The organism is Nonomuraea sp. NPDC003709, from assembly GCF_040610775.1.
Classification (GTDB): Bacteria; Actinomycetota; Actinomycetes; order Streptosporangiales; family Streptosporangiaceae; genus Nonomuraea; species Nonomuraea angiospora_A.
The window spans coordinates 303,326-317,722 of the sequence record NZ_JBEXMW010000009.1; the positions used below are offsets into that span (position 1 = coordinate 303,326).

Sequence of the window (14,397 nt, forward strand, 5' to 3'; positions counted from 1 at the left end):
CCTTCGTCCCCGCCTCGTACGCCGATTACGCACGTCAGACCGCTGTCCGCTGGCAGCGCGACCGCCTTTACGTCGTAGATCACACGTTCGCCTCGAAATCGCGAAATTACTGGAAAATACTGGGACTGTTGGTACGCTCGCGCCATGAGTGACCGGCTGGACGATCTCGAACGGCGGATCGACGAGCTCCGGGCGGGCGTGCGCAAGGCGATGCGGGTCAGGGACGGCGCCACGGCCCGCGCCCTGCGCGCCGAGCTGCGTACCGCGGAGCGCGAATGGGACGCCCTCGTGAGCGGCGAGCCGGCTCAGGCCAAGCCGGAGCCACCGCGCCTGGTGACCGTGCGCGAGCAGGTGAACCAGGGGCTGCGGCTGCTGGGCGCGGCCGCCCAGCCGCGGCTCGTCGTGGCCGTCAGCGACGTGTTCTTCGGCGGCACGATCCGCAGCGCCCAGCTCACCAGCCTGCGCAGGGACGAGGAGCGCTCGTTCCGGTCGTCGCCGCACGGGCGGCCGTACTACCTGTGCGCCGCGCTGACCGACCGCCTCTCCCCCGCCCGGGGGCTGCTCACGCTCAGCACCTGGCCGCTGGAGCGGCGGGTGGTCGGTCCGCTCAGCCCTCGCGTCGACTTCCTGACCTGCGCCATCGCGGTGGCCTCGCACGAGTCGGCCGACGGGCGGGCCGACCGGTTACTCCTGCGGATGGCCAGGAACATCCCCGGCGCCACTGACGGCACGCTGGGCCCGTCCGACCCGGATCGGGTGATCGAGGCGGCCCGCGCCGAGCTGCGCGTGCACGGCGACCGCGACACGCGGGATCGCGCCGAGCTGGCAGAACGCGCCGCGGCGCAGCTCGGTGACGCCGCCCGCCTGTTCGGCGCCGCTACGCTGAGCACGATCAAGAAGGAGAACGCGAAGTGAGCGGCTTGAAGCGCGAGGGCGAACACATCCAGCGGCTTGACGCGTTGCGCGGCACGACGCCGCCCCGCCCGCACGACGCCCGCGCCATCGCGGCCCTGGCCGCCAACCCCGGCTGCACCCGCCGGGCCCTGCTCGACGGCGCCGGCATCGACAAGGACGCCGCCGCCCGCCACCTCGGCTTCCCGGCGCCGTTCGGCCAGTCGCCGTTCGCGATCACGCGCGGCAACATGTTCGAGGCGCTGGTCAAGGCCGACGGGTGCGCGGAGCTGCTGCGGATGCTGCGCGAGCTGCTGCGCCTGCCGGTCGCCGAGGTCGCCTACCACGACGTCGAGAACGTCGGCGCCCACCTGCGCCACGCCCACACCCGCGCGCTGATCGACCGCGCGGCCCGCGACGGCCAGGACGCGGGCACGCTGTACGACCACCCGCTGCTCACCCTGGAGATCGCCGGCCACACCGCCTACCTGGAGCCCGACGTGGTGGCCTTCCAGCTCGGCGGCCGGTTCCACATCGTGGAGATCAAGTCGTTCGCGGTGATCGACGGTCAGGCCGACCCGGCGGCGGTGGCCGCGGCCGCGCGGCAGGCGGCGGTGTACGTGCTGGCGCTGCGCACGCTCCTGGAGGAGCTGGGCCACGACCCGGCGAAGGTCTCGCACGACGTGGTCCTGGTCTGCCCCGAGAACTTCGCCAACCGGCCTGTCGCGACCCTCGTCGACGTGCGCAAGCAGATGGCCGTGCTGCGCCGCCAGCTCACCCGGATGACCACCCTCGACCGGCTGCTCGAAGGGCTGCCCGACGACCTCACGTTCGACCTGCGGCCCGGCGAGGACGGGCGGCCCACCCGGCCCGTCGCCGAGCTGGGCGACGCGCTGCGCAGGGCGACCGCCCGCTACGCGCCCGACTGCATGTCCGCGTGCGACCTGTGCTTCTTCTGCCGCGACGAGGCCCGCCAGGAGGGCGCCTCCGACCTGCTCGGCCGGCAGGTGCGCGACGAGCTGGGCGGGGTGGCCTCGGTGGCGGAGGCGCTCGGGCTGGCCGACGGCGCCCACGACCCCGCCGAGGGCCAGGAGGAGATCGCCCGGCTGCTTCGCAACGCCGAACGCCTGCGCAGGGAGTGCCTCACGTGAGCATGCTGACCTCGCTCGCGCGGCTGCGGGCCCTGGAGGAGGGCATCGCGCAGCCCGTCGCGACCGTCAGGCACTGCCATCTGTCGGACCGGCCGATGGTGTTCATCCCGCTCAAGCTCTCGGGCGAGGCCGCCGCGCCGCTGGCCGCCATGCTCGGCACCGACCGGGACCGGCCGCGCCTGCTCGTGGTGACCCAGCCGCGCAACCGCGACCTGCGCTTCGCCTGGGCCGCCGAGCTGGCCGGGGTGCTGCTGCCGTACGTCGAGGGCTTCATGGCCGACACCGAGACGGTGGAGCGCAAGAACGCCGACCCCTACGAGCGCGTGCTGGACGCGCCGCAGCTCATCGTGCCCAACCAGACCGGGGTGGCCTTCACCAGGCTGCTCGGCCGCTCCACCCGCTTCCGCCGGGCCGACGGGCCCTATCCGGTGCCCGAGGCGGTGCCGCTGCTGGGGCGGTGGCTGACGTACTTCGCGGAGCGGGCCGCCTACCCGGGCTCGTCGATGATGCTGGCCGCGACCGAGGAGCTGGGCCGGCACTGGGCGAGCGGGCAGAGCTCGCTGGAGGACGCCAACCTGGCCGCGCTGCTGGCCTGGATCACCAGGGGGCCGGACGACGAGGCCGAGGACCCGCTGATCTGGCCGCCCGCCGGGCCCGCGACCGATCCGGGGTTCGACGCGGAGGTGCTGTCGCCGGCGATGGACAGCGAGTCGCCCGAGCGCATCACCGAGGCGCTGCGCACCCAGCTCGAGCCGACGTGGCGGCTCATGTGGCAGGCCGTCGAGCTGCTGGCCGGGCTGGAGGAGGGTTCGAGCGCCGCGCAGCGGTGGGAGCAGGACCGCGGCTCGTTCAGCGGCATGGCGGTGCACATCGCCGAGGGGGCGCCGCCGCAGGCCAGGCGCGACGGGGCGGTGGCCGCCGCGGCCAAGCTGGCCCGCATGGAGCGGGCCCAGGCCGCGTACGACGTGCAGCGCGCCTACGACGACCCCCTGGTCATGGCCGAGTACCGGCTGACCGGGGAGGCGTTCGCGGGCGAGGTGATCGAGACCGTCCCCGACAACACCGAGGGCGAGGGCCGCTCCCGCAAGCTCCGCCCGCTCGTGGTGATCAAGACCGACGACCCGGTACGCCTGGCGCCCGGCACCTCGCTGGGCACCCCGCAGCGCCGCGGCCAGGGCGCCGAGCTCGTGGAGGCCGGCCAGGGCCTGGTCACCCTGAAGATCACCAAAGGCATGGGCCGGGGCAGGACGGCCGCGCCGGGAGCGGTGCCCGAGGTCGGCGAGCGGGTCTGCTACACCTCGCTGACCGACGACTTCCAGGGCTCCCCCCACCTGCCCGACTCCGAGGCCACGCCGTGGACGCACGGCGGGCCACCGCAGGAGTACGTGCCCGACGACGAGGACGCCCAGGAGGAGTGGTCGTGACCGACAGCCCGGAGCAGGTCATCAGGAACGTCCTCGCCGACCTGCCCCGGCACCGCGGCGTCGTGGTCGACTCGCCGCCCGGCGCGGGCAAGTCCACGCTGGTGGTGCGGGCGGCGGCGCACATCGCGGCGACCGGCGAGCCCCTGATGATCGTCGCCCAGACGAACGAGCAGGTCGACGACCTGGTGACCCGCATCTCCGAGAAGCACCCCCACCTGACGGTGGGACGGCTGTCGGCCGGTGGCTACGTGCCGCCGCTGCGGCTGCTGGAGCTGGCCGGCGTCCGGGTCGGCACCCGGATCCAGGATCTCGGCGACCCGGACATCGTCATCGCGACCGCCGACAAGTGGGCCTGGATCGGCGGCCGGGTGTGGCCGTGGGCGATTGTGGACGAGGCGTACCAGATGCGCTCGGACAAGCTGCTGCGGATCGCGGGGCTGTTCGAGCGGGCGCTGTTCGTGGGCGATCCGGGGCAGCTCGACCCGTTCTCGATCGTGGACGGGGACCGGTGGTCGGGGCTGTCGTGGGATCCGCTGCAGAGCGCGGTGTCGGTGCTGCTGCGCCACAATCCGGACATCCCGGTGCACCGGCTGCCGGTGTCGTGGCGCCTGCCGGCCTCGGCCGCGCCGGTGGTGTCGCAGGCGTTCTACCCGTTCACCGGGTTCCGGTCGGGGACGTCGCACGGCGATCGGCGGCTGGAGCTGGTGACCGGCGGCATGGGGACCGTGCACGACCGGGCGCTGGAGGAGGCCGCCCGGTCGGGATGGGCGCTGCTGGAGCTGCCCAACCGGCACACCGTGCGTACCGACGGGGAGGCCGTGCAGGCGGTGGCCCTGCTGGCCGAGCGCCTGCTGCAGCGCGGCGCCATTGCCTCCTCCGAGCAGGGCGAGCGGCCGGTGACGGCGGACCGCATCGCGGTCGGGGCCGCCCACCGCGACCAGGTGGCCGCCATCCGGGCCGCCGGGGTGCCGCCGGAGATCACCGTGGACACCGCGAACCGCCTGCAGGGGCGCGAGTACGACGTGACCGTCGTCCTGCACCCGCTGTCCGGCCGCCGCGACGCCACGGCCTTCCACCTGGAGTCGGGGCGGCTGTGCGTGCTGGCGTCGCGGCACCGGCACGCCTGCGTCGTGGTGGCCCGGGCGGGCATCGCCGAGCTCCTGGACGCCCACCCCTCGGCGGAGCCGGTGCAGCTGGGGGTGCCGGTCAAGTTCCCCGACGGCTGGGAGGCCAACCAGTCGATCCTCGACCACCTGTCCCACCACCGCGTCTGAGAACGCCGGTCCTCAGACGCGGTGCTGCCAGACGTCGATGACCAGGACGGGGCGCATGCCCGCCGACTCGTAGAGCCCGAGCGCCGGGGTGGTGTTGTTGGAGTCGACGTGCAGGATCGTGCCCTTGCGGCCGCGCGCCGCGTCGGCGGCGAAGGCGTGGCGGAGCAGGAAGCGCCCCAGGCCCCGGCCCCGGAACTCCGGGACGACCGCGAGCGTGGCCACGTAGCCGCAGCCCTCGTCCGGGACGAACTGGTTGTTGGCGATCAGCACCCCGGCGGGGCGGCCGTCGAGGCGGGCCAGGGTGAGCTGGGCCCAGTCCGTCGTCGACTGCGCCTGGCGGCGCGAATACCACACGTCGTAGTCGACCGGCACGAACCCGAAGTGCTCGGCGAAGCCCTCCTGGTGCACCCGGTGCGCCGCGCGCCGCGCGTCGTCGCTCTCCCCCGTGTGCAGGGTCAGCCCGGCGGGCGGGGCGGGCGGCGCCACGGGCGCCCCGTGGTCGATGCGGTGGTCGATGCGCATGCGGTGGAAGCTGGTGCCGGGCGAAAAGCCGCGTGCCTCGGCCGTGGCCCGCTTGGCGGTGTCGGCGCGGTAGATGCCGATGTGCAGGGTGGCGCCGTCGTGGCCGGCCTCGGCGGCCAGCTCGCCGGCCCGTCCGATCACCAGGGGCCAGAGCCGGTCGTCCAGGCCCGCCCGCCCCAGATCAGGGCCGGGCCGTACGATCACCTCGACGTCCACCGTGTCGCTGTCGCCGACGCGGCACGCCCAGGCCCACCCGTCGAGCCGGCCGTCGCCGTCGCGGGCGAGCCAGCCGTCCCTGTCGCGGTCGAAGCCGGGCTCGGCCAGCTCGTCGGCGACGTCGTCGAGCGTCATGTCGGGAGAGCCGATCACCGTGGTGTCGTAGGCCGCGATCAGCTCATGGATGGCCGCGGCGTCTTCCACGCGCGGGCGGCCGAGGGTGTGGTGCATAGCGGGGATTGTCCACAAAACACCGGCCGCGCGCCTCCCATTTTTTTCCCGAGATCGGAACGGGAGGCGCGCTCTGCCGGGTGCTCAGCCCGCCGCGGGGCTGACGGCCTGCTCGTCCTTGGCGGGCGCCGGGGCGCCGCCGCGCAGCGGGATCTCCTTGACGAACGCGGCCAGCACGGGCACGACGACCGCGAACAGGATGGCCCACCAGAAGACGCCGGAGATGGAGGTCGCCAGCGACTCCAGCAGCCCGGTGCGCATCTGCGCGGGCATCTGGGCGACCGCGCCGGGGTCCATCCTGCCGCCGCTCTTGGCCACCCGCTCGGCCGCCTGCGCGCCGAAGCGAGAGGTCAGCTCCGACAGGAGGTGGTTGTTGAAGATCGCCCCGAACAGCGAGACGCCGAACGAGCCCCCGATCGACCTGAAGAACGTGGTGGCGCTGCTGGAGACGCCCAGGTCCTTCTGCTCGACGCTGTTCTGCGCGATGAGCATCGTGGTCTGCATGAGGAAGCCCATGCCGAGGCCGAGCACGGCGATGTAGACGCCGGTGACCCAGGAGGCCGTGTGGACGTCCATCGTGGACAGCAGCCACATGCCCACCGCCATGCCGATCCCGCCGAGCACCGGGTAGATCTTGTACTTGCCCGTGACGGTGATCGCCTTGCCCACGAACAGCGACACGACCATCGCGGCGCCCATCATCGGCAGCATCAGCAGGCCGGAGTTGGTGGCAGTGGAACCCTGCACCATCTGCTGGAACAGCGGCAGGAAGTTGATCGCGCCGAACATGGCGAAGCCCAGCAGGAAGCCGATGATCGAGATCAGCGTGAAGTTGCGGTTGGCGAAGAGCTGCAGCGGCATGATCGGCTCCTCGACCTTCCGCTCGACCGCGACGAACAGCGCCAGCGTGACCACGGCGATCGCGACGAGGGAGAGGATCTGCCAGGAGCCCCACGCGTACTCGTTGCCGCCCCAGGTCGTGATGAGCACCAGGGCGGTGATGCCGACGGACAGCAGGCCCGCGCCCGCCCAGTCGATGCGCACCTTGTTGCGCAGCTTCGGAAGGTGCAGCTGCGTCACGATCATGGCCAGCGCGATCGCGCCGATCGGCAGGTTGACGTAGAAGGCCCAGCGCCAGTCGATGTTGTCGGTGATGAAGCCGCCGACCAGCGGGCCCGCGATCATCGCCAGCGACATGACGCCGGCCATGATGCCCTGGTACTCGCCGCGCTCGCGGGGCGGCACCAGGTCGCCGATGATCGCCATGACGTTCACGATGAGGCCGCCCGCGCCGAGCCCCTGGATCGCGCGGAACGCGATCAGCTCGGCCATGCCGCCGTCCGGCCCGCCGAGCAGCGACGAGCCCGCCATGCCGCAGAGCGCGGAGCCGACCATGAAGATGACGATCGAGATGATGAAGATGGTCTTGCGACCGTACAGGTCGCCGATCTTGCCCCAGATCGGCGTCGAGACGGTCGTGCCCAGCACGTACGCCGTGACGACCCACGACAGATGCGTCAGACCGCCGAGCTCCCCGACGATGCGCGGCATGGCCGTGCCCACGATCATGTTGTCGAGCATCGCCAGGACCATGGCTAACATCAGTCCCGGCAGAACGACCATGACCTCACGGCGTCGTCCGACTGCCTCCGCCACCAGACACCCCCCATTTGCATTTTGGATCTTGCTTACTTGCCGCCCGGCAAGCATAGAATAAGGTAGATACTTACTTGCCGGCCGTCAAGTCGAAAAGGTGTGAAGTGCGGGAAGACACTCGGACCCGGATTCAGGAGATCGCGCTCCGGCTGTTCACCGAGCAGGGATACGAGGCGACGTCACTGCGGGAGATCGCCGAGGAGCTCGGAGTGACGAAGGCCGCCCTGTACTACCACTTCAAGACGAAGGACGACATCGTCACGAGCCTGGTCGGCAACCGGCTGGTCGAGCTCGAGGAGCTCCTGGCGTGGGCCCGGAGCCGGCCGAAGACGCCGGAGACGCGGCGCGAGCTGGTCGAGCGCTACGCCGCGGGGATCAGGCGGACCCAGCACATCGGGGTGGCCAGGTTCCTGGAGCGCAACCAGACCGCCCTGCGTGACCATCCGACGCTCACCAAGACCCGCGAGCTGATGATGGAGCTCGTGGCCGAGCTGAACGAGCCCGGCGCCACGCCCGTCGAGCGCGTCAGCCGGGCGACGGCGCTGTTCGCGATACACGCGGGGAAATGGATGATCGAGGAGGGCCGGCTGTCCGAGGACGAGGTCGACAAGGCCTCCCTGGAGGTTGCCATGCGCCTGCTGGAGCCATAGCTTCCGGCCCCCGAACCTCTGACGGGACGATTGACGCACCGTAACGGGGGAAGGGGACTGAGCACGCATCCAGACAGAAGGAGGAGGCCCCGAATGGAGGCCACGATAGCGCTCCGACTGCCCAGGGATGCGGCGAGCGTCCCCCTGATAAGGAAGATGCTGGACGGCACGCTGCGTTCCCTCGGCGTCGATCCGCAGATCCGTGACGACATCGAACTCATGCTCACCGAGGCGTGTTCCAACGTGATCAGACACGCGGAGCCAAGCGACGACTATACGGTCAGCGCGTCCGTGCTCGATGACCGGTGCGTCATCAAGGTCATCGACAACGGAGAAGGCTTCGACCCGAACATGATCATCAACCCCGAGCCGGGCTCCGAGCACGGGCGCGGACTGCTGATCATGCGCGCGCTCGCCGACGACATCCGGTTCGTCAACAGGCACGAGCACGGCGCGGTGGTCTGCCTGGAGAAGCGGCTGCGGTACGCGCCGGGGGCGGCCGGGCTCCACCTCATGGCCATGTGAGCCGGCCCGCCCCATCCTTCAGAGGCGTGTGTGCCGATCCACCGGCCGATGCCCGCGGATCCGCGGGCCGCGCGGGTGCCCGTGTTCCCTGGAGCGGGCGGCGCCGAGCAGGAAGCGGCGGCGCGTCCCTGACGTGCTCCCGCTCAGCTCCGCCCGCAACCGGGCGGGAACGGCGTCGCCGCTGCGTTTGAGCGTCAGCCTCGGCCCGCGCCGGGCCAGCCTGGTCAGCCGCCGCCACAGGCCGCGCCAGTCGGCCACCATCGAGCCGGCCAGGCACCCGAGGACGACCAGCGCGACCACCGAGATGGCCAGCACGGCAAGGACGATGAGCAGGAGCACGACGGCGAGGGAGCCGATCGTGCCGAGCACCTCCATCATTCGGCGGAGAATGCCCGGCGCTCAGCGCTTTATGCCAAATTTCCGGGATAGATCGTCCTTACTCCAGCGCGCTATCGCTGCGCAGGTCGAACCGGCCCGGCAGGATGTCGAGCCGGCGCAGTATCACGCCCTCGCGCAACGCCCACGGGCACACCTCCAGCCGGTCCACCTCGAACAGGTCCATGGCCGCGTCGGCGACCAGCGCCCCGGCCGCGAGCTGCGCCGCCCGCCCCTCGGACACGCCGGGCAGCTGCGCCCGCTCGGCGCCGCCCATGGTGGTCAGCTTGACCGCCCAGTCGGCCATGGCCTGCCTGGACAGCGGGCGGGAGACGTAGGGGCCGTCGCTGGAGGGCGCCGCGCCGGCGATCCTGGCGAGCTGCTTGAACGTCTTGGAGGTGGCCACCGCGCGGTCGGCCTCGCCGTTCCTGACGACGTCGCCGACCGTGCGGGCGATCTCGGTCCGTACGTGCTTGCGCAACTTGCGCACCTCCTCGGCGGACGGCGGATCGGCGGTGAACCAGTCACGCGTCAGCCGCCCGGCGCCCAGCGGCAGCGAGACCGCCACGTCGGGCTCCTCGTCCACACCGGAGGCGATCTCCAGCGAGCCGCCGCCGATGTCGAAGACCAGCAACCGCCCCGACGACCACCCGTACCACCGCCGCACCGCCAGGAACGTCAGCCTGGCCTCGTCACGCCCGGACAGCACCTCGATGTGCACGCCGCTGCGCTCCTCGACCTGTGCCAGGACCTCCACGCCGTTGGCCGCCTCGCGCACGGCCGAGGTGGCGAAGGCCAGCAGGTCCTCGACCCCCTTGTCCTCCGCCAGGTGCACGGCCTCCTCGACGAAGGCGCCGAGCCGCTCGACGCCCTCGTCAACGAGCCGGTTGTCCTCGCCCAGGTATTCCGTGAGGCGGAGCCCCTCCTTGTGGGAGTAGGCGGGCATCGGCCGGGCGCCCCTGTGGGCGTCGACGACCAGTAAATGGACAGTGTTCGAGCCGATGTCCAGCACGCCGAGTCGCATGGGAAAACGCTACCGTTATGCGGCTTTTACAGCGAAGTTGAGTCGGAAGTGGTTGAGCATGGCCGGCAGCGCCCCCTCCAAGCGTACGGACGGTCTGACTGAGCGCTCGCGCAGGACGGCGTCCAGGAGGGCCGCGGCGGTGAACAGCACGAGGTCCTCCCCCGCGCAGCTCGCGAACCCGGCGCTGAACGGCACGCCCGCCCACTCGCCGCCGCCGTCGCGCCACAGCTCGGGGCGGTAGGAGTCGCCGGGCTCGGCCCTGTTCACGTACGGGCTGTAGATCGCCGCGGTGGTGCCCTCGGGGACGTCCCATCCGGTCGGGCCGACGGCCTCGCGCACGATGGTGACCGTGATGGGCCAGAGCCGCACGGACTCCAGCACGGTGGCCCTCAGGTCGGCGGGCCCCTGCTGGGCGGCGGCCAGCGCGAGCGCCCGGTAGGCCGCGGCGGCGGCCCCGTCGAAGGCGAACAGCCAGTGCGGCACCTGCCCCTCGGGATGCACGTCGGCCGCGGCGCGCGCGCGGGCCAGCTCGGCCGCCAGGCTGCCCGGCTCGGCCCGGGCCAGGTGCCCGGCCAGCCGGCGCCGGAAGGCGTTGAACACGTCGGTGCGGAGCCCGCGCAGATCCGACCAGTTGGCGTCGGCGCGCAGCCGGTCGAGCTGCCGGGTGAGGATCACGTCGTCCCGCGCCCCGTCGCCGAGCACGATGCGCCGCACGATCCGCCAGTGCGTGGCGTGGAAGCGCGGCCAGGTCAGCAGCCCGTGGCGGGGCAGCGTGGCGGCCTCCTCCTCGACGACCCGGGCGAAGGGGGCGAAACCGGAGCAGAGCACCTGGTCGTTCAGGGCGCGCCGGCGCTCGCGCAGGCCGGGTTCGCGGGTGATCAGCAGGCCGTCGGGCTGGAAGTGGCCGAGCGCGCCGCGTTTCGCCCTGGTCGCCGGGGTGAAGTCCCGGTCGTCGAGCACCGCGCGCACGTCGCGCGCGGCCAGCGGCAGCATCACCCAGCCGCGTCCGGGCACCCGTACGAGCAGCGGGCCCTCGCCGTGCTCGGCGCGCAGCCGGGCGAGCAGCCGGATCGCCCGGCCGTCGGCGTCGGCGAGCTCCGCCAGCCGCACCGCGTACGGGCGGCGCGCGACGGGGCCCTGCGCGATCGACGGCAGCGCCACCGCGGCGGCCAGGGCCAGGGTCTCTTCGGCCGTGACCCGGGGCAGCCGTGTGATCGTGGACATGTTCCAGGGACTACCCTTCCTTGGTGTCGTGGACACGTTTGGGGGACTTTTGAGCACTTGCTGTGGGCCGGGCAGAGACGGCGCAGCCGCGCAACCGTACGCGGGGCCCTACGCGCAGCCGGTGATCGCCGTGCGGCGGGAGGCGCCGCGCGGGATGGTGCGCGTGCCCGGCGGAACGTTCCTCATGGGCGGCGAGGACCCCGACGGGCGGCCCGAGGACGGCGAGGGGCCGGTGCGCGAGGTGCGGCTGGACCCGTTCATGATCGATCCGACGTGCGTGACGAACGCGCAGTTCGCCACGTTCGTGAAGGAGACCGGCTACGTCACGGAGGCCGAGCGGATCGGCTGGTCGTTCGTGTTCACCCAGTTCGCCACGGGCGGGGTGATGGACGCCAGTGTGCCCGGCGCGCCCTGGTGGGCGGGCGTCGAGGGCGCCTCGTGGCGCTCGCCGGAGGGCCCGGGGTCGTCGGCCGGCGACCGGCAGAACCACCCCGTCGTGCACGTGTCCTGGAACGACGCGACCGCGTACGCCACGTGGGCGGGCAAGCGGCTGCCCACGGAGGCGGAGTGGGAGATGGCCGCCCGCGGCGGCCTGGAGCGCAAGCGCTACCCGTGGGGCGACGAGCTGGCGCCCAAGGGGCGGCAGCGGTGCAACATCTGGCAGGGCCGCTTCCCGGTGGCGCCGAGCAAGGGGACGGTGCCGGTCAAGTCGTTCCAGCCCAACGGGTACGGCCTCTACAACGTCTCCGGCAACGTCTGGGAGTGGACGGCCGACTGGTGGGGTACGGCCTGGGAGGCGTTCGCCGACAACCCGGCCGGTCCCGCGCAGGGCACGGCGAAGGTGATCCGCGGCGGCTCGTACATGTGCCACGACTCCTACTGCAACCGCTACCGCGTGGCCGCCCGCACCTCCAACACGCCTGACTCCTCCACCGGGCACACGGGTTTCCGCTGTGCGGCCCTAGTCTGATCGCATGTCACGAACCCTGCGACTGTTGATCACCGGCGGCGGCACCGGTGGTCACACCTATCCGGCTCTGACCACCCTGTCGGCCGTCCAGCGGCGTCAGGTGCCCCACGACGTGCTCTGGGTGGGCACGGCCAACGGCCTGGAGGCGCGGATCACGTCCGAGCACGGCATCCCGTTCAAGGCGATCACCACGGGCAAGCTGCGCCGCCGTCCGAACCTCAAGGAGCTGGGCACCAACATCGCCGACGTCTTCCGCATCCCGATCGGGGTGCTGCAGGCGGTGGGGCACGCGGCCCGCTACCTGCCGGACGTGGTGTTGTCGACCGGGGGCTACGTGGCGGTGCCCATCGGGGTCGCGGCCAAGCTGATCCGCCGGCCGCTGGTGATGCACGAGCAGACGACCGTCGTGGGGCTGGCCAACCGCATCCTGGCCAGACTGGCGACCAGGATCGCGCTGTCGCACGAGTCGTCGCTGGACTATTTGCCCGCCTCCGCCCGCTCGAGGGCCGTGGTGACCGGAAACCCGATCAGGCCCGAGCTGCTGCAGGGCAACCGGGCGGCGGCGTACGACCTGTTCGGGCTGACGTTCGAGGTGCCGCTGATCTACGTGACGGGCGGCGCGCAGGGCAGCAAGCAGGTCAACACCCTGATCGCGGAGATCCTGCCGCGGCTGCTGCCGCACGCGCAGGTCGTGCACCAGTGCGGGCCGGCGTGGATCGACCAGATGCGGGCCGTGGCGCTGCCCGTGGACCTGGCCGATCGCTACCATCCGGTGCCGTACGTGGGCGGGGAGCTGGCCGACCTGTTCGCCGCCGCCGACGTGGTGATCTCCCGCAGCGGGGCGGGGACGGTGTCGGAGCTGACCGCCATCGGCAAGCCCTCCGTGCTGGTGCCCCTGATCCCCACCGGGGGTGACGAGCAGCGCAAGAACGCCGCGTACCTGGTGTCGGCGGGGGCGGCCCGGGCCCTGCTGGAGCCGCATCCGACGGCTGAGCAGCTGCTGGCCGAGCTGATGCCGTTGCTGGCCGACCCGGGGCTGCGGCATTCGATGGGGCAGGCGTCGGCCAAGCTCGGCCGCGTGGACGCCGCCGACGCCTTGTGCGACCTCCTCCTGGAAACCGCCCGGCCCACCTGACCAGGCGCCCCCTCGTCCGAAGTGCGGACCGTACTCCGGCTGAGGTCCCTTCGAGGTGAGGAGCATCGGCCGGAGGGCGGGAGCCGCCGGCCGCACCCCGGCTGAGGCCCCTTTGGCGCCACCCCGGCGATCGGCGCGGGCCGCCCCTCCTGCGGGCCCGAGGACACCGGCCGGAGTACGGCGCGTTTGGGGCCGGAGGGACGGCCGCGTCATGGGCCGGGGTACGGCGGAGAGGTCAGGGGTCGAGGTAGCGGAAGGCTTCGTGGGCGGAGGTGACGCTTCGCCGCAGCGCCTGCTCCAGCCGGTCCGCGTCCTGCGCCAGCCGCTCCAGCTCCGGCACCGCGAACCCGTCGGCCCCCGTCTCGGCCACCAGTTCCTCGTACTGGTGCAGCCGCCCCCGCAGCTCCTCGATCTGGTGGTGGGCCTGGTACGCGCGCTCGGCGTCCGCGACGTTGGACGCGTAACGTTCCAGCGCCTCGACGCGGGCCAGCACGGCCGCCTCGCTGCTGTCGAGGGCCCGCGCGAGGGGTTCGGCCACGGCCTCCACCTCGGGGGTGAGCCCCTTGGACACGGTCTCCCTGTGCTTGGTGCGCAGCGCGGACAGCTTGGCCAGCAGGCGGGCGATCTCCCACTCCTGGGCGGGCAGCATCACCGCGTTGCTCACGTCGTCGAGCAGGCCCTCGGCGTTGACCCGGGACTCGGTCACGACGGCGATGGCGCGCTGGGCGCGGGCGAGCAGGCGGGCGGAGGCCTCGTCGAGGTCCTCGGTGAGCACGTAGCGGCCCTCGTACCAGCGCAGCTGCTCGTAGACCTCCCGCTCGTACTCCTCCTCGTCGTCGTCGGGCAGGTCGTTGCGGATGAACAGCACGATCATCATGGGGATGCCCAGCAGGACGAGCATCAGCAGGCCGAGGCCCCGGCCGACCAGCCCGCTGACGGCCATCATCCCGAAGAGCGCCACCGATCCGAACGCCGCGACTATCCGGTACTGCGCGCTCGACAGGGCCCGCCTCGACTCGGGGGCCCAGCCCTGGCGCATCTTGAGCAGCACCCGCCGGCTCTCCCTGAGCAGCTGCGCGTCATCCGGCGGCACCTCGGGGTCTACCACCACATCCGCCACGAAATCGGA

At 72.3% G+C, this 14,397-nt stretch carries 14 protein-coding genes; 8 read left to right on the forward strand and 6 right to left on the reverse strand.

Features of this window, described 5'->3' with window-relative positions:
- The first annotated feature begins 144 nt into the window (after positions 1–144).
- The 4 genes from ABZX61_RS28045 to ABZX61_RS28060 are packed head-to-tail and all read left to right on the forward strand — an operon-like array spanning position 145 to position 4,740.
- Positions 145–915, forward strand: a complete 771-nt coding sequence (locus ABZX61_RS28045; protein ID WP_350734717.1) for a hypothetical protein — start codon at positions 145–147, stop codon at positions 913–915.
- The gene (locus ABZX61_RS28050) at positions 912–2,042 is read left to right on the forward strand and encodes a hypothetical protein (RefSeq protein WP_355199011.1); all 1,131 of its coding nucleotides are present in this window, start codon (positions 912–914) and stop codon (positions 2,040–2,042) included. Before ABZX61_RS28045 ends, ABZX61_RS28050 begins: the two co-directional genes overlap by 4 nt.
- A 2-nt stretch (positions 2,043–2,044) precedes the next feature.
- Positions 2,045–3,466, forward strand: a complete 1,422-nt coding sequence (locus tag ABZX61_RS28055) for a hypothetical protein (RefSeq protein WP_355199319.1) — start codon at positions 2,045–2,047, stop codon at positions 3,464–3,466.
- The gene (locus tag ABZX61_RS28060; RefSeq protein ID WP_355199013.1) at positions 3,463–4,740 is read left to right on the forward strand and encodes an AAA family ATPase; all 1,278 of its coding nucleotides are present in this window, start codon (positions 3,463–3,465) and stop codon (positions 4,738–4,740) included. Before ABZX61_RS28055 ends, ABZX61_RS28060 begins: the two co-directional genes overlap by 4 nt.
- A 12-nt stretch (positions 4,741–4,752) precedes the next feature.
- Here the strand turns inward: ABZX61_RS28060 and ABZX61_RS28065 are convergent, their stop codons facing one another.
- Positions 4,753–5,709 carry a GNAT family N-acetyltransferase gene (locus tag ABZX61_RS28065; protein WP_355199015.1) on the reverse strand — a complete coding sequence of 319 codons (957 nt, stop codon included), beginning with the start codon at positions 5,707–5,709 and terminating at the stop codon, positions 4,753–4,755.
- Between the two features lie 84 nt (positions 5,710–5,793).
- The gene (locus ABZX61_RS28070; protein WP_355199017.1) at positions 5,794–7,365 is read right to left on the reverse strand and encodes an MDR family MFS transporter; all 1,572 of its coding nucleotides are present in this window, start codon (positions 7,363–7,365) and stop codon (positions 5,794–5,796) included.
- Between the two features lie 104 nt (positions 7,366–7,469).
- Between ABZX61_RS28070 and ABZX61_RS28075 the strand changes: the two genes are divergently transcribed.
- Both ABZX61_RS28075 and ABZX61_RS28080 read left to right on the forward strand, forming a co-directional pair.
- The gene (locus ABZX61_RS28075; protein WP_350734725.1) at positions 7,470–8,015 is read left to right on the forward strand and encodes a helix-turn-helix domain-containing protein; all 546 of its coding nucleotides are present in this window, start codon (positions 7,470–7,472) and stop codon (positions 8,013–8,015) included.
- Between the two features lie 93 nt (positions 8,016–8,108).
- A complete protein-coding gene (locus ABZX61_RS28080; RefSeq protein WP_350734726.1) occupies positions 8,109–8,540 on the forward strand; it encodes an ATP-binding protein in 432 nt (143 codons plus the stop codon).
- Between the two features lie 18 nt (positions 8,541–8,558).
- Here the strand turns inward: ABZX61_RS28080 and ABZX61_RS28085 are convergent, their stop codons facing one another.
- From ABZX61_RS28085 to ABZX61_RS28095, 3 genes are read right to left on the reverse strand one after another with little or no spacing between them, the layout of a single operon-like run.
- Positions 8,559–8,918 carry a hypothetical protein gene (locus ABZX61_RS28085; RefSeq protein WP_355199020.1) on the reverse strand — a complete coding sequence of 120 codons (360 nt, stop codon included), beginning with the start codon at positions 8,916–8,918 and terminating at the stop codon, positions 8,559–8,561.
- Positions 8,919–8,976: 58 nt separating this feature from the next.
- Positions 8,977–9,939, reverse strand: coding sequence for a Ppx/GppA phosphatase family protein (locus ABZX61_RS28090; RefSeq protein ID WP_350734730.1), 963 nt, complete (start codon positions 9,937–9,939; stop codon positions 8,977–8,979).
- 15 nt (positions 9,940–9,954) lie between these two features.
- Complete coding sequence (locus ABZX61_RS28095) at positions 9,955–11,163, reverse strand: cytochrome P450 (protein ID WP_355199022.1); 1,209 nt, start codon at positions 11,161–11,163, stop codon at positions 9,955–9,957.
- A 121-nt stretch (positions 11,164–11,284) separates the two neighbouring features.
- Here ABZX61_RS28095 and ABZX61_RS28100 point away from each other — a divergent pair, with 121 nt between their 5' ends.
- Positions 11,285–12,133 (forward strand): formylglycine-generating enzyme family protein, encoded by an 849-nt coding sequence (locus tag ABZX61_RS28100; protein ID WP_355199024.1) that lies wholly within the window; start codon positions 11,285–11,287, stop codon positions 12,131–12,133.
- 4 nt (positions 12,134–12,137) lie between these two features.
- Positions 12,138–13,268, forward strand: a complete 1,131-nt coding sequence (locus ABZX61_RS28105; RefSeq protein WP_350734736.1) for a UDP-N-acetylglucosamine--N-acetylmuramyl-(pentapeptide) pyrophosphoryl-undecaprenol N-acetylglucosamine transferase — start codon at positions 12,138–12,140, stop codon at positions 13,266–13,268.
- A gap of 235 nt (positions 13,269–13,503) precedes the next feature.
- Here ABZX61_RS28105 and ABZX61_RS28110 read toward each other — a convergent pair whose 3' ends face one another.
- On the reverse strand, positions 13,504–14,388 hold the full coding sequence (locus ABZX61_RS28110) for a hypothetical protein (RefSeq protein WP_350734738.1): 885 nt from the start codon (positions 14,386–14,388) through the stop codon (positions 13,504–13,506).
- Positions 14,389–14,397: the final 9 nt, after the last annotated feature.

Excerpts from the sequence above, each read along its gene's own strand:
- ABZX61_RS28045 (WP_350734717.1), top strand. The coding sequence starts at position 145 with ATGAGTGACCGGCTGGACGATCTCGAACGGCGGATCGACGAGCTCCGG.
- ABZX61_RS28055 (WP_355199319.1), top strand. The coding sequence starts at position 2,045 with ATGCTGACCTCGCTCGCGCGGCTGCGGGCCCTGGAGGAGGGCATCGCG.
- ABZX61_RS28065 (WP_355199015.1), bottom strand. The coding sequence starts at position 5,709 with ATGCACCACACCCTCGGCCGCCCGCGCGTGGAAGACGCCGCGGCCATC.
- ABZX61_RS28080 (WP_350734726.1), top strand. The coding sequence starts at position 8,109 with ATGGAGGCCACGATAGCGCTCCGACTGCCCAGGGATGCGGCGAGCGTC.
- ABZX61_RS28085 (WP_355199020.1), bottom strand. The coding sequence starts at position 8,918 with ATGATGGAGGTGCTCGGCACGATCGGCTCCCTCGCCGTCGTGCTCCTG.
- ABZX61_RS28090 (WP_350734730.1), bottom strand. The coding sequence starts at position 9,939 with ATGCGACTCGGCGTGCTGGACATCGGCTCGAACACTGTCCATTTACTG.
- ABZX61_RS28095 (WP_355199022.1), bottom strand. The coding sequence starts at position 11,163 with ATGTCCACGATCACACGGCTGCCCCGGGTCACGGCCGAAGAGACCCTG.
- ABZX61_RS28105 (WP_350734736.1), top strand. The coding sequence starts at position 12,138 with ATGTCACGAACCCTGCGACTGTTGATCACCGGCGGCGGCACCGGTGGT.